The 20846-nt window shown below is 35.2% G+C and carries 17 protein-coding genes; all 17 read right to left on the reverse strand.

Going from position 1 to position 20846, the window contains the following annotated elements:
- Positions 1–138 precede the first annotated feature (138 nt).
- A complete protein-coding gene (pnp, locus tag ACYQ39_RS03680; RefSeq protein WP_459840521.1) occupies positions 139–2253 on the reverse strand; it encodes a polyribonucleotide nucleotidyltransferase in 2115 nt (704 codons plus the stop codon).
- 128 nt (positions 2254–2381) lie between these two features.
- On the reverse strand, positions 2382–2648 hold the full coding sequence (gene rpsO / locus ACYQ39_RS03685) for a 30S ribosomal protein S15 (protein ID WP_459840522.1): 267 nt from the start codon (positions 2646–2648) through the stop codon (positions 2382–2384).
- A 126-nt stretch (positions 2649–2774) separates the two neighbouring features.
- The gene (locus ACYQ39_RS03690; RefSeq protein ID WP_459840523.1) at positions 2775–3695 is read right to left on the reverse strand and encodes a bifunctional riboflavin kinase/FAD synthetase; all 921 of its coding nucleotides are present in this window, start codon (positions 3693–3695) and stop codon (positions 2775–2777) included.
- An 18-nt stretch (positions 3696–3713) separates the two neighbouring features.
- A complete protein-coding gene (locus tag ACYQ39_RS03695; protein ID WP_459840524.1) occupies positions 3714–4706 on the reverse strand; it encodes a DHH family phosphoesterase in 993 nt (330 codons plus the stop codon).
- Positions 4696–5049, reverse strand: coding sequence for a 30S ribosome-binding factor RbfA (gene rbfA, locus ACYQ39_RS03700; RefSeq protein WP_459840525.1), 354 nt, complete (start codon positions 5047–5049; stop codon positions 4696–4698). The genes ACYQ39_RS03695 and rbfA overlap by 11 nt, the downstream gene beginning before the upstream one ends.
- A gap of 12 nt (positions 5050–5061) precedes the next feature.
- Entirely contained in the window at positions 5062–6996 is a 1935-nt protein-coding gene (gene infB, locus ACYQ39_RS03705; RefSeq protein ID WP_459840526.1) for a translation initiation factor IF-2, read from the reverse strand.
- 26 nt (positions 6997–7022) lie between these two features.
- Complete coding sequence (gene nusA, locus ACYQ39_RS03710; protein WP_459840527.1) at positions 7023–8078, reverse strand: transcription termination factor NusA; 1056 nt, start codon at positions 8076–8078, stop codon at positions 7023–7025.
- Between the two features lie 30 nt (positions 8079–8108).
- Entirely contained in the window at positions 8109–8567 is a 459-nt protein-coding gene (gene rimP / locus ACYQ39_RS03715; RefSeq protein WP_459840528.1) for a ribosome maturation factor RimP, read from the reverse strand.
- Between the two features lie 216 nt (positions 8568–8783).
- Positions 8784–13091: a PolC-type DNA polymerase III gene (locus tag ACYQ39_RS03720; protein ID WP_459840529.1), complete on the reverse strand. Its 4308-nt coding sequence runs from the start codon at positions 13089–13091 to the stop codon at positions 8784–8786.
- A gap of 13 nt (positions 13092–13104) precedes the next feature.
- On the reverse strand, positions 13105–13710 hold the full coding sequence (locus tag ACYQ39_RS03725; protein WP_459840530.1) for an MgtC/SapB family protein: 606 nt from the start codon (positions 13708–13710) through the stop codon (positions 13105–13107).
- An 81-nt stretch (positions 13711–13791) separates the two neighbouring features.
- A complete protein-coding gene (locus ACYQ39_RS03730) occupies positions 13792–14430 on the reverse strand; it encodes a glycosyltransferase family 2 protein (RefSeq protein WP_459840531.1) in 639 nt (212 codons plus the stop codon).
- A gap of 16 nt (positions 14431–14446) precedes the next feature.
- Positions 14447–16150 carry a proline--tRNA ligase gene (locus ACYQ39_RS03735; protein WP_459840532.1) on the reverse strand — a complete coding sequence of 568 codons (1704 nt, stop codon included), beginning with the start codon at positions 16148–16150 and terminating at the stop codon, positions 14447–14449.
- A gap of 361 nt (positions 16151–16511) precedes the next feature.
- Positions 16512–17567 (reverse strand): flavodoxin-dependent (E)-4-hydroxy-3-methylbut-2-enyl-diphosphate synthase, encoded by a 1056-nt coding sequence (gene ispG / locus ACYQ39_RS03740; RefSeq protein ID WP_459840533.1) that lies wholly within the window; start codon positions 17565–17567, stop codon positions 16512–16514.
- A 19-nt stretch (positions 17568–17586) separates the two neighbouring features.
- A complete protein-coding gene (locus ACYQ39_RS03745; RefSeq protein WP_459840534.1) occupies positions 17587–18162 on the reverse strand; it encodes an HD domain-containing protein in 576 nt (191 codons plus the stop codon).
- A gap of 16 nt (positions 18163–18178) precedes the next feature.
- Positions 18179–18580 carry a hypothetical protein gene (locus ACYQ39_RS03750; protein ID WP_459840535.1) on the reverse strand — a complete coding sequence of 134 codons (402 nt, stop codon included), beginning with the start codon at positions 18578–18580 and terminating at the stop codon, positions 18179–18181.
- Between the two features lie 15 nt (positions 18581–18595).
- Complete coding sequence (rseP, locus tag ACYQ39_RS03755; RefSeq protein WP_459840536.1) at positions 18596–19669, reverse strand: RIP metalloprotease RseP; 1074 nt, start codon at positions 19667–19669, stop codon at positions 18596–18598.
- Positions 19663–20820: a 1-deoxy-D-xylulose-5-phosphate reductoisomerase gene (locus ACYQ39_RS03760; RefSeq protein WP_459840537.1), complete on the reverse strand. Its 1158-nt coding sequence runs from the start codon at positions 20818–20820 to the stop codon at positions 19663–19665. The genes rseP and ACYQ39_RS03760 overlap by 7 nt, the downstream gene beginning before the upstream one ends.
- Between the last annotated feature and the right edge of the window lie 26 nt (positions 20821–20846).

The raw sequence follows: 20846 nt of genomic DNA on the forward strand, positions 1-20846 counted from the left end.
TAAATCAAGTTCAAAATCATAAGTACATATCAAACCCTTGAAACGCAGGTATTGTAAGAATAATGTTAAGTTAAATATAATAAACAAAAAACATAAACTAGAAGAACTCCAGTTTATGTTTTATAATCACCAAAGTATTTAATTATTGCGTTTTTCTTGCTCTTCTAGAGCTTGTTTACGAGATAGACTAATTCTATTACGGTCATCAATATCAATAACCTTAACTAATAATTCATCACCTTGTTTAACTATATTTTCTACATCTTTAACATGGCGATCAGCTAATTCAGAAATATGCAATAACCCTTCTTTACCAGGAGCCACTTCTACAAAGGCACCAAAGTCTGTAGTTCTCTTTACTTTCCCCATATGATACTGACCAACTTCAATCTCTTTAGTTAATTCTTCAATCATTCTTCTAGCTTCTTGACCACTAATTTGGTCTTCTGCAGAAATATAAATAGTACCATCATCTTCAATATCAATATCTACTCCTGTCTTATCAATAATTCCTTTAATTGTCTTACCACCTTTACCAATTACATCTCTAATCTTACTCTCATCAATCTTTAGAGTCATAATTGCAGGAGCATACTTTGATTTTTCTTGACGTGGTTCAGAGATTGTCTCTAACATCTTATTTAAGATGTGTAGTCTACCTTCTCTAGCTTGCTCTAAACCTTCAGCTAATATTTCTTTAGAAATCCCTTTAATCTTAATATCTAACTGTAAAGCTGTAATACCCTCTTTTGTTCCAGCAACTTTAAAGTCCATATCTCCATTATGATCCTCTATTCCTTGAATATCAGTTAGAATTGCTACGTCATCACCTTCTTTAATCATTCCCATAGCAATACCTGCTACTGGCGCTTTGATAGGAACTCCAGCATCCATTAAAGCTAAAGTACTACCACAAATACTGGCCTGAGAAGTAGAACCATTAGAAGATAGAACTTCAGATACTAATCTAAGTGTATAAGGGAATTCATCACTATTAGGTACCATTGGTCGTAGAGCTTTTTCACCTAATGTACCATGACCAATTTCTCTTCTTCCAGGAGAACGTAATGGATTAGTCTCTCCTACACTATAAGGAGGGAAGTTATAATGGTGCATATACCTTTTAGATTCTTTCTCTTCCAAACCATCTAATACCTGTTCATCTCCTACAGCACCTAAAGTAGCTATAGTCATAGCTTGTGTTTGACCTCTAGTAAAGACACCAGAACCATGAGCTCGAGGTAATAAATTAACTTGACTTGAAATTGGTCGTACCTCATCTAGATCTCGACCATCTATTCGAGTTCCCTCTTCCATTACTAAACTTCTAATTGCATTTTTACTGATCTGATCTAAAGTTTTAGATACTGCTTGTTTAATTTCATCTAAGTCTTCAGCCTCAGAATACTTATCAGCAAAATGTTCTTTAGTTTCCTCTTTAACACTACCTACTTGTTCTCCTCGCTGGGCTTTATCTTTAGTCTGTAAAGCTTCTTTTAAGTCATCTCCAACATAATCTTTAACTTCTTCTGTAATCTCTGGTTTATCTACAACTTCTAAATCAACGTCAGCTTTTTCTTTACCAACTTCAGCTACCATCTCATCTTCTAGCTGCACAACTTCTTTGATTGCTTGATGACCAAAGTCAATTGCTTCTATTATCTCTTCTTCAGCAACTTCATTAGCACCTGCTTCAACCATCATGACTGCCTCTTCAGTCCCAGCAACTGTTAATTCTAATTCACTTTCTTTCATTTGATCAATTGTTGGGTTAACAATATACTCTCCATCAACTAATCCCACTTTAACACCTGCAATTGGTCCTTCAAAAGGAATATCAGAGATAGATAAAGCAGCAGAAGCACCAATCATAGCAGCAATGTCAGGAGCATTATCAGAATCTACTGATAAAACAGTAGCTACTACTTGTACATCATGTCTGAATCCTTTAGGAAACAATGGACGTAACGGACGATCAATTAATCGAGCAGATAAAGTAGCAGCATCGCTAGGTTTTCCTTCTCGTTTGATAAATCCACCTGGAATCTTACCTACAGCATACAATCTCTCTTCATAATTAACCATTAATGGAAAATAACTAATACCAGGTCGTGGTTTAGACATAGTAGCAGTAACTAAAACTACTGTATCACCATAACGAACTAAAACAGAACCATTAGCCTGTTGAGCTAAATCTCCTGTCTCAATTGTTAAATCCCGACCTCCTAGATCCATAGACCATTTCTTAGCCATAAATTATCCCCTTTCTAATATTCTTATTTTGGAAATTAAAAATCTACATATAGTATTCGAAATTATGTAATCAAATTATACATTTAGTAAAAGATAAGAGCGGGAAACCCCGCCCTTACTAAGCATACTTATCCTCTAAGTTCTAATTTATCAATTAACTCACGATAAGTTTCAATATCATTTTCTCTTAGGTAATTCAAAAGTCTCTTTCTTTTACCAACTAACTTCATTAGACCACGTCTAGAATCATGATCCTGTTTATTATCAGCTAAATGATCAGTTAGCTGATCAATTCTTGCTGTAAGTAAAGCAACTTGTACTTCTGAAGAACCTGTATCATTCTCATGCTGACCGTATTCATTGATGATCTCTTGCTTCTTTTCTTGTGATAACATTACTTTCACCTCCTTATTTCTTACAACCCCCTGTTTACCAAGTTAATTATCGGAGAATTAATTAACCTAGCAAACGGTTGATTCCAAATTAAATTTTAACATACCAATTAAAAAAAGTAAACCACTTTAACTAAAATTTAATATCTTTTTTGCTTCTATAATGTCCTGCTCTATTTGAGCTATTAATTCTTGACTACTATTGTACTCTTCCTCACCTCTAATCCAATCTATAAACTCTAATTCTAATCTAGCTCCATAAATGTTTTGAGAGAAATCAAATAAATGGGCTTCAATAGCAAGTTTATCTTTATTAAAAGTAGGCCGCATACCTAAACTGACTACTCCAAAATAAATTTCTTTATCATAAATAACTCGACAAGCATATACTCCACAAGGTGGTAAAACATAATCAGTAACTGGTTTAAGATTAGCTGTAGGAAAACCTAATTTGCGTCCTCTCTGATCACCTTTAACTACTTTACAATCTAATGTAAAGTTTCTACCTAACTGTTTTTTGGCTTTATCTAATTGGCCAGCTTTAATTGCTTGTCTAATATAAGTACTACCTATTTCCGCATTATTTAATTTAACTGATGGCACTGTCTGCAATTTAAAACCAAACTTTTTCCCTAAATCAGCCAACTTCTCTGGGGTTCCAACACCTTGATAACCACAGCTAAAGTCCTGCCCAACAATAACCTCTTTTATAGTACATTGTTTACTTAATTCAGCTATAAAGTCTTGGTAATTCAGCTGAGCAAATTCAGAAGTGAAACGTTGTCTAACTATTTGATCTATACCTGATTTTTTAATTTCTCTTTTCTTCTGCTGCCAACTAGTCAACTTAGCTGGAGCTTTTTCAGGAGCTACTATAGATAAAGGATGTGGGCTAAAAGTGAATAATACACTTTTACAACTTAATTCTTTTGCTCTTTCTACAGCTAGATTTATTATCTTCTGGTGAGCCATGTGCACTCCATCAAAAGTACCTAATGTTATTACTACTTCAGAATCTAAAACCTGATTAGAAAGTATGTCGTCCATCATCTCCACCTTCCCTACAACTTAAAACCTACTGTACTCTGTTGAGTACTGGGCCAAAGCCTCCTTAAGAGCTGAAACTACTTTTTCTTCTGCTTGCTCTAAACTATCTTCAATCAAGCAACCAGCAGCTCTTGGGTGACCACCACCATCAAACTGATGTGCTACTTCATTAACTGGTAAGTAGGAATTAGATCGTAGGCTGACTTTAATTCCTTTAGAAGTATCCTCTTTGAATAAGACACCTACTTCTACTCCCTCTAAACTTCTAGGATAACCAACTAATCCCTCTGTATCATCTAAGGTAGCTCCTACTTTATCAAGTAAGGCTTGACTTATCTTTAACCAAGCAATCTGACCAGAGTTATCAGTTTTTAAATTTTGTAGTACTTGCCCTCTTAACTTCAAGTTTTGGTAAGAATTAGTTCCAAAAACTTGGCGGGCTATATAAGATGTATCTATATCATAATCTAATAATTCAGCCATAATCTGATGAGTCATAGCAGTCGTATTAGAATAGCGAAAAGAGCCTGTATCAGTTAATAAAGCTGTTGCTAATGCTGTAGCCAAATCATGATTAAGTTTCACCTTTAATTCTTGTATTAACTGATAGATTATCTCTGCAGTTGCTGCAGCATCTTTAGCTAAATTATAATCTCCAAAATAGGTATTATCACCATGATGATCTATATTAACTATAATCTCATCACTAACTATCTCTTCTACTTCACCAACTCTATCCCAACTACCACAATCTAACACACAGACTGCATCAAATTTTAACTTCAAGTCTGAATCATACTCTTGAATTTGATCAATAGTAGGTAAAAAAGAGAAACAGTCAGGAATGGAATCACCAATAACTACTTCTACTTCTTTTCCTAACTGCTCTAAAGCCAGTTTCAAGGCTATAACTGATCCTATATTATCTCCATCTGGGCCAACATGGCTCGTCAATAAGAATTTATCCTGATCCAGAATAAAGTTACTGATTTCTGTTAAGGAATTATTCTTCATCACTTTCCTCCTGTTTTATATCTTCTAATAATTCAAAGACTCTAGTACCACGTTCTATAGAGTTATCATATCTAAATATAACTTCAGGAGTATGACGCAATCTAATCCGCTTACCAATTTCAGTCCGCACAAATCCTGTAGCAGACTCTAAAGCTTCCATTGTTTCTTCTTTATCACCATCTAAAATACTGACAAAAATTTTAGCATGGCGTAAATCTCCAGAAACTTCAACGTCAGTTACTGACACAAATCCGATCCGGGGATCTTTAATTTCTCTCTGTAATAATTCACTTACTTCCTCTTTAATCAGTGATGCCACTCTTTGTTGACGATGATGCCCCATTATTATCAACTCCTATAAAGTTCTCTTGATTGCTTCATAATCATAAATTTCTAGTGTATCTCCTACTTTAACATCATTATAATTTTCAATTCCTAATCCACATTCATAACCTTCAGCTACTTCACGCACATCATCTTCAAATCGCTTTAGAGAATCAATACTACCATCATGAATAATAGTACCATCTCTCAATAGCCTTACGTGAGCATTACGATTGATCTTACCTTCAGTTACATAGATACCAGCTATAGTTCCTATCTTTGGTACTCGGAAAGTATCTCTTACTTCAGCTCGAGCAATAACTCTTTCTTTATATTCAGGATCTAACAATCCTTCCATTGCCTTTCTAACCTCTTCAATAGCCTTATAGATAACACGATAAGTTCTAATGTCAACCCCTTCTTTTTCAGCTACACTACGAGCCTTACTACCTGGTCGAACATTAAAGCCAATAATGATAGCATTAGATGCAGCAGCTAACATAACATCCGTTTCAGATACAGCACCTACTCCACCATGCACTAGATTAACTTGCACTTCATCAGTACTTAGTTTGACTAAAGACTCTCTAACAGCTTCTACTGTACCTTGTACATCAGCCTTAACTACAATATTTAATTCCTTGATCTCTCCTTCTTGGATCTGATCAAATAAGTCATCTAAACTAACAGCTGCTTTGCGTTCTAAGTCTTTGGCCCGTTTCTTACTCTGTCGACTCTCAGCTACTTTTCTTACTCTTTGATCATCTACTAATACTTCTAGTGGATCTCCAGCACTTGGTACATCAGATAGACCTAAGACTTCTACTGGCGTAGCAGGACCAGCTTCTTCTACTCGATTACCATGATCATCAACCATAGCTCTTACTCGACCATATGCTAAACCAGCCACAATTGGATCTCCTACTTGTAATGTACCATTTTTAACTAATACTGTAGCTACTGGACCTCGACCACGATCAAGTTCAGCTTCAACAATAACTCCATTAGCAGGACGATCTGGATTAGATTTTAACTCTTCCATTTCAGATGTTAATAAGATCATCTCTAACAGTTCATCTAAATTCTCTTTCTTAAGAGCAGATACAGGAACACAAACCGTATCTCCACCCCATTCTTCTGGTACTATACCATGCTGAGTCAACTCTTGCTTTACTCTATCTGGTTGAGCATTTGGCTTATCAATCTTATTAACAGCTACAATAATTGGTACCTCTGCAGCTTGAGCATGATTAATAGCTTCTACCGTCTGAGGCATAATTCCATCATCAGCAGCCACTACTAAAATAGCAATATCTGTTGCTTGAGCTCCACGAGCTCTCATCTCTGTAAAAGCCTCGTGGCCTGGTGTATCTAAGAAAGTAATCTTTTGCTCATCAACATCTACCTGATAAGCACCAATATGTTGAGTAATACCTCCTGCTTCACTAGCAGTTACATTACTCTCTCTAATAGCATCTAATAAAGTAGTCTTTCCGTGGTCAACATGACCCATAACGGTAATAACTGGAGGACGTAATTCTAAATCGGCCGGATCATCTTCAATATCATTTACTAAACCAAAAATATTTTCTTCTTCTTCTTCTTCAGCATCTACTGTCTTAACTTCACATCCATATTCAGCAGCTATCTTCTCTACTGTCTCTGAATCAAGTTCTTGGTTGATAGTTGCCATAATACCTAAATTAATCAGCTCAGCCATTAAAGAATTAGGAGCTATATCTAACTCTTCTGCTAATTCTTTAACTGTGATACCCTCTTCAACTTCAATTACATCTTCTGTTTCTTCCTCTTCCTCAAAGACCATATCTGTAACTAATTCTGCAGTCTCTTTATCAATTGTATTCATATGACTATCAACTTCTGCACCTAAATCCTGTAATATTTCTATCAATTCTTTACTATCTAATCCTAATTCATTAGCTAATTCATGGATCCTAACACCCATAAACTAACACCTCCATATATAGTTTTTTAAAGTACTTCTTTCTCTTCTTCAACTTGTGATTTACTCTTAATATCAATCTTCCAGCCAGTCAATTTAGCAGCTAATCTAGCATTCTGTCCTCTCTTACCAATAGCCAACGATAGCTGGTGATTAGGAACTACCACTTCAGCTACATTTTCTTTTTCATCTGCATTAACCTCAACTACCTCTGCCGGACTTAAAGCATTAGCTACAAACTTTTTAATGTCCTCACTCCACTCTACAATATCTATCTTTTCATTATTTAACTCATTAACAATCACCTGTACTCGAGAACCACTAGGGCCAACACAAGAACCAACAGGATCAACATCAGAGTTAGTAGAGTGAACAGCTATTTTTGAACGCTCTCCAGCTTCACGAGCAATTGATTTCACTTCTACTGTACCATCTTGAATTTCTGGTACTTCTATCTCAAATAATCGTTTTAATAAGCCAGGATGAGTTCTAGACACTAGAATATTTGGCCCTTTAGTAGTCTGTTCCACCTCTACAATATAGACCTTAATTCTATCATTAGGCTCATAGTGCTCACTATCAATCTGCTCTCTAGGAATTAATAAGGCTTCAGTACGGCCTAAATCAACTATTACATTATCTTTAGGACAACGCTGAACAGTTCCAGTTACAATATCATCTTCCCGAGTAATAAATTCCTTATAAACAATATCTCGTTCAGCTTCTCTAATTCGCTGAATAACTACCTGTTTAGCAGTCTGAGCAGCAATCCGACCAAAATTACTAGGTGTTACCTCTGTCTTCACTGTATCTCCTACTTCGACATTAGAGTTTATCTTCTTAGCCTGAGCAAGGGAGATATCTTCTCCCTTATTCTCTACTTCTTCTACTACCTCTTTTTTAGCATAGACTCGTACTTCACCTGTATCTTCATTAATTTCAATCTCAGCATTTTCCTTTGGTCCATTACCACTCTTATCATAAGCAGATTTAAGTGCTGCTTTCAGGCCTTCTAATAATTTATCTTTAGGAATTCCCTTATCCTTTTCTAAATCATCTAACGCCTGAACTAATTCTATATTCATCAAAATTCCTCCTTAATTTCCCCTTATAGTCTAAAATTCAACTGCTAACTTAACTTGTGCTACTTTAGAACGTGGTACTAAAACTTCTTCGCCATTCGCTTCAATCTTAATATTATCATCCTCTAATCCTAATAACTTACCAGTTAATCTTTTTTCTCCATTAACAGGAGCATATGTAGATATATCAACTGACTTCCCAGCAAAACGTTCAAAGTCCTTATCGTTGCGTAAAGGTCGATCAAGACCTGGAGAAGAAACCTCTAGCATATAAGAATGTTCAATTGGATCTTCTACATCTAATTGAGTACTTAATTCTCGACTAACATTTTGGCAGTCCTCTAAAGTTACCCCTTCTTCCTTATCAACAAAGACTCTTAAGATCCAATTTTCTCCTTCTTTCTGATATTCTACATCAACTAACTCTAATTCTTCTTGTTCTATAATCGGTTCTACCAGTTCAATTACGATATCTCTAACTTGGCGTCCCATTTTGAACCTCCTTTAGTATATATCAAAAAATAACTATCTCTTATATTAATTATTTCCATAACAACCTTTTTTATTAAGTTTATAGAAGAAATTTGCAAAATATGCTATGTCACATAATTACATAACTAAAGAGTGGGCCAACACCCACTCCTCGCCTACAAATCCATATATTTTCATCTTCATTTTAGCATATAAGATCTCTTTTTGCAACCCAGTTTAACCAAAGAGTGATAACTGATTGGTTTCAGGCATACCCTCTAAACTACCATGAAGTCGCAGTGCTTCAATTACTGTCTTACTAGCACCGGCTCGATTTTTAAGATTTTCTATTGAAGTAAATTCTCCTTCTTCTCGAGCATCAACAATATTTTGAGCTGCACTCTTCCCAATACCATCTAAACTGATTAATGGAGGTAATAATAATCCTTCCTCTGTTAACCTAAACTCATATGCTTTAGATTCATAAATATCAACAGGTAAAAACTCAATACCTCTAGCTAAAGATTCAACTACTATTTCTAAAACTGTTCGAGTATTATTATCTTTAGCTGTAGCATCATTTCCTTTAGCTTTAATCTCTTGAATTTTACCTTCGATATGATTTCGGCCTTGTAGGACAATCTGAGCATCAAAATCATCAGCTTTGATAGTAAATAACGTAGTATAGAATGCTTTTGGATAATGGACCTTAAAATAAGCTATTCTAAAGGCCATCATAACATAAGCTGCAGCGTGAGCTTTAGGGAACATATAGTTGATCTTTTTACAAGATTTAATATACCAGTCTGGTACATTATTCTCTCGCATCGCTTTTTCTTCTTCATCAGTCAGTCCTTTACCTTTTCTTACATGCTCCATAATCCAGAAAGCTTTAGAAGGTTTAACACCTCTCTGTAATAAATAATTCATAATATCATCACGTACCGAGATAACTTCTGCTAACTCTGCCGTTCCCGAACGAATTAAATCTTGAGCATTATTCAACCAGACATCGGCTCCATGAGACAAACCACTAATCCGTACCAGTTCAGCAAAGGTCTCTGGTCTTGTCTCCCGTAACATACCTCGCACAAAACTAGTCCCAAACTCAGGAATACCTAAAGTTCCTAACTTAACTCCTACTTCTTCCTCAGTAACTCCTAGCGGTTCAATACTAGAAAAGATCCCCATTGTTTCTTCATCATCTAATTCAATTTCTTGTGGATCAACACCAGTTAGATCCTGTAACATACGAATACTTGTTGGATCATCATGACCTAGAATATCCAACTTTAATAGATTATCATGAATAGAATGGAAATCAAAGTGAGTTGTTAACGTATCCGTATCCATATCATTAGCTGGCTTCTGAATAGGAGTAAACTCATATATTTCCTTATCTTGAGGAACAACTATCTGCCCCCCAGGGTGCTGTCCTGTTGTCCGTTTTACCCCTGTACATCCAGAAGATAACCTATTGATTTCAGATTGCCGTAAGGATAAACTGTTATCCTCCATATGTCCTTTAACAAAACCATAGGCTGTTCTATCTGCAATTGTAGAAATAGTACCCGCTCTATAAACATACTCTTCCCCAAACAGCTTTTCAGTATACCTATGAACTTGAGGTTGATATTCACCAGAGAAATTAAGGTCAATATCAGGTACCTTATCACCTTCAAAACCTAAGAAGACTTCAAAAGGAATATCATAACCGTCTTTAATTAAAGACGCACCACATTCAGGACAGTCCTTATCAGGTAAATCGACTCCTACCCCTACTGAACCATCAGTAAAGAAGTTAGAATGTTTACAGTCAGGACATCTATAATGAGGTGGCAACGGATTAACTTCAGTAATATCTGTCATTGTAGCAGCAAAGGAAGATCCAACTGAACCTCTAGACCCTACTAAGTAACCATCATTCAATGATTTTTTAACTAACTTTTGAGAAATCAGATATATTACTGCATATCCATTTCCAATAATTGATTCTAATTCATTCTCTAATCTATCTTCAACTAATTCAGGTAGTGAATCTCCATACCAGTCTTTAGCTTTATTGTAAGCCATCTCTCTAATTTCTTCTTCAGCACCTTCAATAGTTGGAGTATATAATTTGTCAGGAATTGGTTCGACATCTTCTATCTGTTGACAGATCTGCTGTGGGTTCTCAACCACTAATTCATAGGCCTTATCTTCTTCAAAATAATCAAATTCAGCTAACATCTCTTCAGTAGTTCTCATATATAAAGGAGGCTGATCATCAGCATCATCAAAGCCTTGTCCCTCTTTAAGTACCCTCCGATAGACTGAATCATCTGGACTTAAGAAATGAACATCACCAGCAGCTATAACTGGTTTACCTAATCTCTGGCCTAATTGATAGATTTTACGATTAATCTCTTGTAACTCTTCAAAAGATTCAACTTCTCCTTTTTCTAATAGGAATTTATTATTACCTAGTGGTTGAACCTCTAAATAATCATAAAATTTAGCTAACTTTACTAACTCATCATCTGATTTCCCATGCAGAATAGCCTTATATAACTGACCTGCTTCACAAGCAGAACCAATAATTAGCCCTTCTCTTTTTTCTAAGAGATCACTCTTTAAGATTCGAGGCACCCGATGGAAGTTCTCAATATGAGACTGAGAGACTAGTTCATATAAGTTCTTCAAACCTTCCTGATTCTTAACTAAAACTGTAGTATGATAAGGATGCATTCTTTTATAATCAATCTTACTTGTTAACTGATTGACCTCTGTTAAATCAGTTACCTCTTGTTCTAAAGCCAATTCTATTAATTCTAACATGATTTCAGCAGTCACTTTAGCATCATCGTTGGCCCGGTGATGGTTCTCTAAATCTTTATTAAACTTTTTAGCCAATTTATTCAGTTTATAACTCTTCATATCTGGTAATAAAGCCCGAGAAAGGTTTAAGGTATCAAGAGCTGAATTAGTCAACTTAGGCTGATCTAATTTACGTAGCTTATCTTCAATAAAACCTAAATCAAAAGATAAATTATGAGCTACTAAAGTAGCATCACCTAAAAACTCTAAAAACTCTACTATAGCCTCTTTAAGTGAAGGAGCATCAGCTACCATTCCTTGGTTAATCCCTGTCAATTCAACAATTTCTTCTGGAATCTGTTGCTCTGGATTAACAAAAGTCTGATAAGTCTCTGTTATCTCTCCTGCTTCAATCTTAGCTGCTCCAATTTCAATGATTTCATTATGATGAGGATTAAAACCAGTAGTTTCTAAATCAAAAACGACATAAGTCTCTTGGGTTAAATCTTTCTCAATAGGATTTAGAATAATTGGCTCTCCATCATCTACTAAATATGCCTCTAAGCCATAAATAACTTTAATATCCTTGTCTTGAGCAGCACTATAAGCTTCAGGAAAGGACTGCACTACACCATGATCAGTAATAGCAACTGCTGAATGACCCCATTCTGCTGCTTGTTCAATTGCATCTTCAACATCTAAGACAGAATCCATATCACTCATTTTAGTATGGAGATGTAGTTCAACTCGCTTATCTTCGGCCTCATCTTTGCGTTCAGTTATTGGTGAGCTAGATACTACATTATAAGGTTTTAACATTAACTCTTGATCATAAGTATCAAATTCAACATTTCCCTGTACCTTAACCCACTTACCCTTACCAATCTTTTCTGATAAGTTATCATTTTTATTTTCAAATAACTTAACTGTAATTGAATTTGTCTGATCAGTAATATCAAACATAACTAGCTTACTACCACTCTGTAATTCCTTAACCTCAGTATCAAATATCTCACCTTTAACTACTATACTTCTTTCTTCACCAGTAATCTCATCTATTGGCTGAACGTCTTTTTTAACATTTTTACCTAACCAAACCTGATTACTTGAGCTTGAATTGTTACTTTGCTGTGATCCTTGGTTATAATTCTGACTTTGTTGGTCTATATTTTCCATTAAACTATCCATATAGGCATCTGTTTCTTTAGCCTGCTCATCAGCTAATCGATCTGATTCAGCCTTAAAGTCACCTACTACAAACTCTACTTTAACCTGTTTATTATACTCTTGGGCCAAGATTTGGGCCAAAATTCGGTCACAACCTTTATTTTCTAAGGCATCTACTGCCATTTGACTACCTACCTGTACTTCTAATCTATCATTTACAAGTTTCCAGTGGGAAGGAGATAGCCAACCATTAGCCTGGGAAACCTTCTTTCTTAATAACTTTATAATCTCATTCCAATGTTTATCTAATATTGTTTTTAAAGATAAATTAGGATTATAATAATCAATCTGATACTTAAACTGACCTGTAGTCAAGATTTCCTCTCCTAAATCATCAAGTTGAGACTCAACATCTATTTCTTCAGGTACTTTCAACTCTAAAATACAAGTCTCTTTAACTGTATTTACCCTAACCAATTTAAATCTAATCTTAGCTAATAATTCATTAGAAATATCTAACTTCTTTTTTAATTTATTACGGAAAGGATTCTTCTTATCAGGTTTAATTTTAACCATTGCCATACTTATCTCTCCTTTAATCAACCTTTTCCAACTCTACTTGAATAACACCTGATAACTCAGTCACAGAAGTAACAAGTTTATTCTTTGCTAGATTTTCAGGTTTCTTAATTCGTAAATTAATATAAATATTAGGTTCGTCATATACTTGTTCAATACTTACATCCTTAATTACAACTTCATTTTCTGTCAATGCCGATCCAATTTTACCTATATTTCCTGGTTGATCAAAAGCTTTAATTCTTAATAAATATTTATGATGAATATTATATAAATTCTTTTCTACCTTATTTAATAAAGTCAAAGTTAAGATTACTAATAAAGTAGCTACAATTGCACTGGTATAAAAACCTGCTCCGAGAGCAAGTCCAACTCCAGCTACTGCCCATAATCCTGCAGCTGTAGTCAATCCTTTAACAGAAAATCCTTCCCTAATAATTGTACCAGCCCCTAAAAATCCTACTCCACTAACAACTTGAGCAGCAATTCTTCCTGGATCTACCTGAGGATAATTAAAGACCAAATGTATCTTGATTGAAACTATCATAATTAAAGTTGAACCAACTGATACTAAAATATTTGTTCTAAAACCAGCTGGCCTAGAGTTTCGTTCTCGCTCCAAACCAACTAATCCTCCTAACAAACAAGCCAAACCTAACCTTAAAATAACTTGTTGTGTATCTATTATTGTCCCCCCCACTTATCACTTAACTTTATCACCAGTAAAATTCTTAATAATCTCCCAGTACATCTTCATTCTAGCTCCTAAACCTTTGACCAAACCTAATTTTTCCTCTTTCATTCTATGGGTTAAATCCTCTAATTCAACTTCTTTAATCTCAATATCATGCTCTTTAACATATCGAGTTAACGCAACCTCTACCCCAAAACGAGTCATATCTAAATTAGATACCTCTTCTAGTACTTCACTTCTAATGGCACGTTGACCAGATAAAAAAGGAGTTATCTTTTGCGCAAAATCTGTAGCTACTCTACCTGCAGTGAAAACTCCTACCGTCATCTCTGATTCACCTTCAATCACCGGTAACAATAATTGATCAATATGGTCTGAAGTTAGCCCCAACAAATCAGCATCTAAAAAAAGAATAATATCAGCTGGTGTAGCATCAATTCCTTCTTGCATAGCCGCACCCTTACCTAAATTTTCTTCTAACTCTATAACACTAGCTCCCTTTTCTTTAGCTCTAATAGCAGTAGCATCTTCTGAACCATCACTAACAACAATTACATGATCTACTAACCGATGATTGGTAACTTCAGTTACTATATCACCGATAGTTTCTTCCTCATTATAGGCAGGAATCACTGCATTAACTAACATTTATCTGACCTCCTAGCTAACAGATTGATTCAGTAAGTAATCTTTCTATTTCAGATAATAAATTATCTACTTCTACCTTAAATTCTTCATCAGTCTGTCTTAATTTAATCTCTACTTTACCTTCAGCTAAAGAACGAGAACCAACTGTAACCCTAATTGGTGCTCCAATTAAATCAGCATCATTGAACTTAACTCCAGCTCTCTCATCTCTATCATCAAGTAGCGTATCTATATCTTGATCAATTAATTTCTGGTATAACTCTTCTGCTGCTTCTGTGACTTCACCAGAACCTAAAGTTAAAATCTCAACTTTATAAGGGGCTAAAGCTTTAGGCCATTTAATACCATAATCATCATGATTTTGCTCAATAGCTGCTGCTATAGTTCGAGAGACTCCAATACCATAACAACCCATTACTAATGATTGAGCTTTACCATTTTCATCTAAGAAAGTAGCTTCTAAAGCTTCACTATATTTAGTTCCTAACTTAAACACTTGTCCGACTTCAATACCATGAGTCTGCTGCAACTCTCCTCCACATTCAATACAACTTTCATCTTCTTTAACTTCACGAATATCAGCTACTTCATCTGGGGCAAAATCGCGTTCTGGATTGACATTAATAAAGTGCTTATCAGTTTCATTAGCTCCTGCTACACCATTGACTATTTCCATTACCAACTCATCAGCAATAATTTTGGCCTCATCCAAATCAACTGGCCCAGTAAATCCTTTAACAGTATCTAACTCTTGATAAGTCTCTGCTGGAGCTAATTCTAAATTAACTACCTCTAATAGATTAGCTAACTTTACTTCATTTACTTCATAATCTCCTCTAACTAAAGCTAAAACAGGTTCATCATCAACTTGATATAAAACAGCTTTAATCATCTTATTAGCTGGTAAATCTAATTCTGCTGCTAATTCTCCAATAGTAGACACACCTGGTGTATCTATAGTTTCTAGCTCTTGCACTTCTTCAGTTGATTCTTCTACTTCTACTTCTGCTTTAGCCAACTCTAAATTAGCTGCATAGTCACAGTCTTCACAGTAAACAACAATATCTTCACCTGCATCTGCTAAAACCATAAATTCATGTGAATCATCACCACCAATAGCTCCTGTATCAGCTAAGACAGGTCTATACTCTAAACCACAACGAGAGAAAATATTACAGTAAGTATCATACATCAACTGATAGCTTTCATCTAACCCTTCCTGATTAGCATTAAAGCTATAGGCATCCTTCATAATAAATTCTCTAGCTCTTAAAACACCAAAACGTGGTCTAATCTCATCACGATACTTAGTTTGAATCTGATATAAGTTAAGTGGTAACTGTTTATAAGATCGAACTTCATTTCTAACTAAATCAGTAATTACTTCTTCGTGAGTTGGCCCTAAACAGAATTCACGGTCATGTCGATCATCAAGACGCATCAACTCTGGGCCATAGTCCTCTAAACGATCAGATTCAGACCATAATTCTGCTGGTTGTAAAGCAGGTAATAATACTTCTTGTGCCCCTGACTTCTCTAATTCCTCACGAATAATCTCTTCTAAATTCCTAATTACTTGATATCCTAATGGTAAATATGTATAGATTCCTGAACCAATCTTTCTAATCATTCCTGCTCTTAACATCAATTGATGACTAATCACCTCTGCATCAGCAGGTGTCTCTTTTAGTGTTGGTATGTACATTTCTGACATTTTCATAATTATTACCTCCAATAGTAGTTTGCAATTTATTATTAATATAATATGTCACTTTCAGTGATACAGCTGTCTGCTGTCTGCTATGTGCTATGAGCCAAATTAAATTCAAAAACGTAGCCTCAATTCAATATCCTAGAACATAGAAGTTATCAAGATTTCGATTTTGAATCTAAATGATTTGAATTCCTATGAGTCCTACGGACTCTCCGTGAAAATCTGCTGATAGCTCATGGCACACGACACACGACTGTGTCACCATAGGTGACACAATATATCAATTAAGCAGTAAATACATTAACTAGATAATATAAATAATCTAGATTGAATTTTGATTCTGATTTTAATTGTAAATTATAGATTGTTAATTGTCAATTGATCCTTTTAGCTCTTCCATCAACGCATCAATCAACTGATCTCCTGGCACCTTACGTAAGATTTCTCCTTCTTTAAAGATCAGTCCTTCATTTTTCCCGCCAGCAATACCAATATCTGCTTCTCTAGCTTCTCCAGGACCATTGACTGCACAGCCCATAACTGCTACCTCAACTGGATCTTCAAAGTCAGCTATTCTTTCTTCTACCTCTTGTGCTATCTCTACTAAATCTATTTCACACCGTCCACATGTCGGACAAGAAATTAATTTTGGTCCTTTATCTCTTAAATTTAATGACTTTAAAATCTCATAAGCTACTTTGACCTCTTCTACAGGATCACCAGTCAGTGAAATCCGAATAGTATCACCTAATCCCTGAGCCAAAATAGAACCAATTCCCACAGCCGATTTAATAGTTCCCGATTTAACTGTTCCAGCTTCAGTAATTCCCACATGTAATGGATAATCAACCTCTTGAGCCATTAATTGATAAGCTTTAATAGTCATTGGTACATCTGAAGATTTAAGGGAAATAATAATATCATTAAAATCAAACTTCTCCAGAATTTCAATATTTCCTAAAGCACTCTCTACCATTGCTTCAGCTGTAGGATGACCATACTTTTTTAATAATTCCTTTTCTAGTGAGCCGGCATTAACCCCAACTCTAATAGGAACCTTTCGTTTAGCAGCTTCTAATGCCACTTGCTTAACTTTATCAGTTCCCCCAATATTACCAGGGTTAATTCTTAAACCATCTATTCCACGCTTTAAAACCTCTAAAGCTAACTGATAGTTAAAGTGAATATCAGCTATTAAAGGAATATTAATCTCTTCTTTAATCTGATCTACCTTAATAGCAGCTTCGTGATCAGGAATAGCCACTCTAATCAACTCACAACCTACTTCTTCTAATCTCTTTATCTGTTTAACTGTCTCTTCTACATTTCTGGTATCAGTATTAGTCATAGACTGAATAGAGATAGGAGCTGTCCCACCAATCTGGACATCTCCCATCTTAACTGCTTTAGTTCTTCGTCCCATTTTTTTCACCTCAATGTAGTTATTCATTCAACTTACATTCATCTAGCCAATCACACTCTTGACAGATGCTTTGATTATATTTAATATGGCGATAGACTAACATATCAAGCCTTCTTACTCTCTGTAGAGCTTCAGCAAAGCTAATCTTAACTCTATGGTGATCACCACCAGCTTGTTTATCCATATTATCTGCTTCACTAATTACTTCCTGTAATGGTGTTAACTCCACATTTTTATTTACAGGACTAGAATCACTATGGAAGAGTATAGCTAAAGATATATCTCGAGCTTTACCTAAATCTTCTCCCTTTAAAGTTAATAATTCATGGGCTCGCTCTGCTCCTTTAATAGTATGAATATCAAATTCACGATATGATTCATAATCCCATTCACCTTGACTCTCCCAACTGGTATGCCCAATATCATGTAGTAAGCCAGCTTTAGTAGCTAAATCTACACATACTCCTTTATCAACAGCAAGCTCAAAAGCATTCTCTGCTGCAGCTACAGCATGAGCATATCCCGCCTTAGGTAAATGCTTCTTAGCTACACTATCAGTTAACAGAGTCTCTAAAGTGACATACTCTTCTAGCATGTCTTCACCTCCTAGTCTACCTATCGGCACAGTCATCACACAATCCATCATTTCTCTGTACTTGAGCACGAGCCTCTTTACCACATTCACGACAGTTAGTTCCCATGATTTCGAAACATTTTTCACAGAAACCATGTTTTTGTGCAAATGCTGGATCTGGTTTACCACAGATACGGCAGACACAGTCTTTACAGTAGCCCTTATTATTTTCTAGTTGTTTAGGAGCTACTTTACCACAGCCTTTACAGGCATACTTACCTTCTTTCTTTCTACTTAAATCTTCTACACAATTTTCACATATATTCTCGTGTTTTAAGATTCTTACCCGAGTAGCTTCAGTACCACATAACTTACAATATCTTTTGGCCCGACGACCACTAACTTTATTAGGATCTAACCATTTGTTATCTTTTTCCATCACTATCACCTCTAGTTAGATTATAGATCTAATATCCTTAATCATAATTACGACAAATAAAACCATTAATAATACAAGACCGATTAAATGAATTAATCCTTCTTTCTCTGGATCAATTGGTTTACCACGAACAACTTCTACCCCTAGAAAGACTAATCTTCCACCATCTAAGGCCGGTAAAGGTAATAAGTTCATAATTCCTAAATTGATACTAATTAGAGCAGATAACTGCATTAAACGTAACATACCTGACTGAGTAGCATTACCTACCATCTGAGCAATCTTAACTGGCCCTGATACCTGAGCTGCCATCTGTCTAGTAATCATCTTATATAAACCAAGCACAATTGCCACCATAGTATTATAGGTCTGTGCTATACCTAATTTTAAAGCATTAAAAATATTAACTGGCTTTCTTTTAAAGACTGGAACAATTCCAATTACCCCTACTTTTCGTTTCTGGTCTAAGCGAGGAGTTACCTTAAGCTGAACTATCTCCTTTTCTCGACGTATCTTTATGGTAAGTTCTTCTTTAGGATGCTGATGGATTATAGTTGATAATTCTTTCCAATTTTTTACCTGTTGACCATTAATAGCAATAATCTCATCCCCATCTCTTAACCCAGCTTGATAAGCAGGTTGTTCAGGTAATACTTGCCCGATTTCTGTAGTAGATGAAGTATCCACTGGTACTCCATAAATACTAAAGATCAACATAAATAGTATTGCCGCCAATAAGAAATTCATTATTGGCCCCATACCAATGACACCTATTCGTTGCCAAGTTGACTTCTGAAATAAACATTTTCCTTTGTCTAAGGCTTCTTGATATAATTTTAATTCTTCTGGATCACTCTCTTCATCATCAACTGGCATTTCACCAGTTAATTTACAGAAACCTCCTAATGGCAATATCCGTAATGAATAGAGAGTCTCACCAGCTTGTTTACCTACTAATTTAGGCCCCATACCAATAGCAAATTCTTCAACTTGTACTCCTACGTATTTTGCTACTAAAAAGTGGCCTAACTCATGAAAAAAAACCAAAACTCCTAAAACTGCAATAAAAGAAATAATAGTTGTCAACAAATCCTATCCCCCTCTTTCTTTGCTTCTTGTCTAGCCCAAGTATCTGCTTTTAATATATCATCTAAAGAAGGATTAGATATTACTTGATGATTAGACATTACTTGAGATATCAATTTTGGTATCTGTACAAATTTGAGTTGCTGATTTAAAAACATACCAACTGCTATCTCATTAGCTGCATTTAATACAGCAGGCATAGTTCCCCCTACTTCTCCTGCTTTATAAGCATATTTCAAACAAGGAAATAAATCCATCCGTGGCTCCTCAAAAGTTAAATTTCCTACTTGGGTCAAATTCAAACTCTCTAAATTATTAGGATTTCTATCAGGATAAGTCAAAACATACTGGATAGGTACTTTCATATCAGGTAATCCTAACTCAGCTAACATAGAATGATCACTAAATTCAACTAATGAATGAATAATACTCTGTGGATGTACAACAACATCTATTTCATCAAATGTAAGATCAAATAACCACTTAGCTTCAATTACTTCTAACCCTTTATTCATTAGGGTAGCTGAATCAATTGTAATCTTACCTCCCATATCCCAGTTAGGATGGTCTAAAGCATCTTCTATAGTTACTTTTTCTAACTCTTGTTTAGTTGATTCTCTAAAAGGACCACCAGAAGCAGTAAGAATAATCTTCTCGATATTCTTACTCTCTTCTCCTTGTAAAGCTTGAAAAATAGCATTATGCTCACTATCAACTGGTAGTAATTGAACCTCTTGTTTCTTAGCTTCAGCAGTCACAATTGAACCAGCTGTAACTAATGTCTCCTTATTGGCTAAACCAACATCTTTACCAGCTCTAATAGCCGCTAAAGTTGGTTTCACTCCAATAGCACCAACCACTGAATTAATTACTAAATCTATTTCTTTTAGAGTTGCTACTTCAATTAACCCTTCTAACCCTGTAAGTACAGTTGTAGAAGTACCAGACAATTTATTTTGTAATTCATCAACTCGCTCTTGATTCATAATTACAGCATATTTTACATCAAATTTATCAGCCTGCTGAGCTAATAAATCAACACTATTATTAGCAGTAATAGCTACCACTGAAATCTCTTTATCTACATTATCTATTACCTCTAATGTTTGTGTACCAATTGAACCTGTCGCACCTAAAATAGAAACTTTCTTCACATCTATTGTCGCCTTAGTAGCGACCT

The sequence above is a fragment of the Halanaerocella petrolearia genome (assembly GCF_054657875.1).

Bases quoted from the DNA above. Each gene is read 5' to 3' on its own strand.
- ACYQ39_RS03695 (WP_459840524.1), bottom strand. From the start codon at position 4,706: ATGAAGAATAATTCCTTAACAGAAATCAGTAACTTTATTCTGGATCAG.
- ACYQ39_RS03750 (WP_459840535.1), bottom strand. From the start codon at position 18,580: ATGGAAAAAGATAACAAATGGTTAGATCCTAATAAAGTTAGTGGTCGT.
- rbfA (WP_459840525.1), bottom strand. From the start codon at position 5,049: ATGGGGCATCATCGTCAACAAAGAGTGGCATCACTGATTAAAGAGGAA.
- nusA (WP_459840527.1), bottom strand. From the start codon at position 8,078: ATGAATATAGAATTAGTTCAGGCGTTAGATGATTTAGAAAAGGATAAG.
- ACYQ39_RS03735 (WP_459840532.1), bottom strand. From the start codon at position 16,150: ATGAAAATGTCAGAAATGTACATACCAACACTAAAAGAGACACCTGCT.
- ACYQ39_RS03690 (WP_459840523.1), bottom strand. From the start codon at position 3,695: ATGATGGACGACATACTTTCTAATCAGGTTTTAGATTCTGAAGTAGTA.
- ispG (WP_459840533.1), bottom strand. From the start codon at position 17,567: ATGGGACGAAGAACTAAAGCAGTTAAGATGGGAGATGTCCAGATTGGT.
- pnp (WP_459840521.1), bottom strand. From the start codon at position 2,253: ATGGCTAAGAAATGGTCTATGGATCTAGGAGGTCGGGATTTAACAATT.
- rimP (WP_459840528.1), bottom strand. From the start codon at position 8,567: ATGGGACGCCAAGTTAGAGATATCGTAATTGAACTGGTAGAACCGATT.
- ACYQ39_RS03730 (WP_459840531.1), bottom strand. From the start codon at position 14,430: ATGTTAGTTAATGCAGTGATTCCTGCCTATAATGAGGAAGAAACTATC.
- rpsO (WP_459840522.1), bottom strand. From the start codon at position 2,648: ATGTTATCACAAGAAAAGAAGCAAGAGATCATCAATGAATACGGTCAG.
- ACYQ39_RS03720 (WP_459840529.1), bottom strand. From the start codon at position 13,091: ATGGCAATGGTTAAAATTAAACCTGATAAGAAGAATCCTTTCCGTAAT.
- infB (WP_459840526.1), bottom strand. From the start codon at position 6,996: ATGGGTGTTAGGATCCATGAATTAGCTAATGAATTAGGATTAGATAGT.
- ACYQ39_RS03745 (WP_459840534.1), bottom strand. From the start codon at position 18,162: ATGCTAGAAGAGTATGTCACTTTAGAGACTCTGTTAACTGATAGTGTA.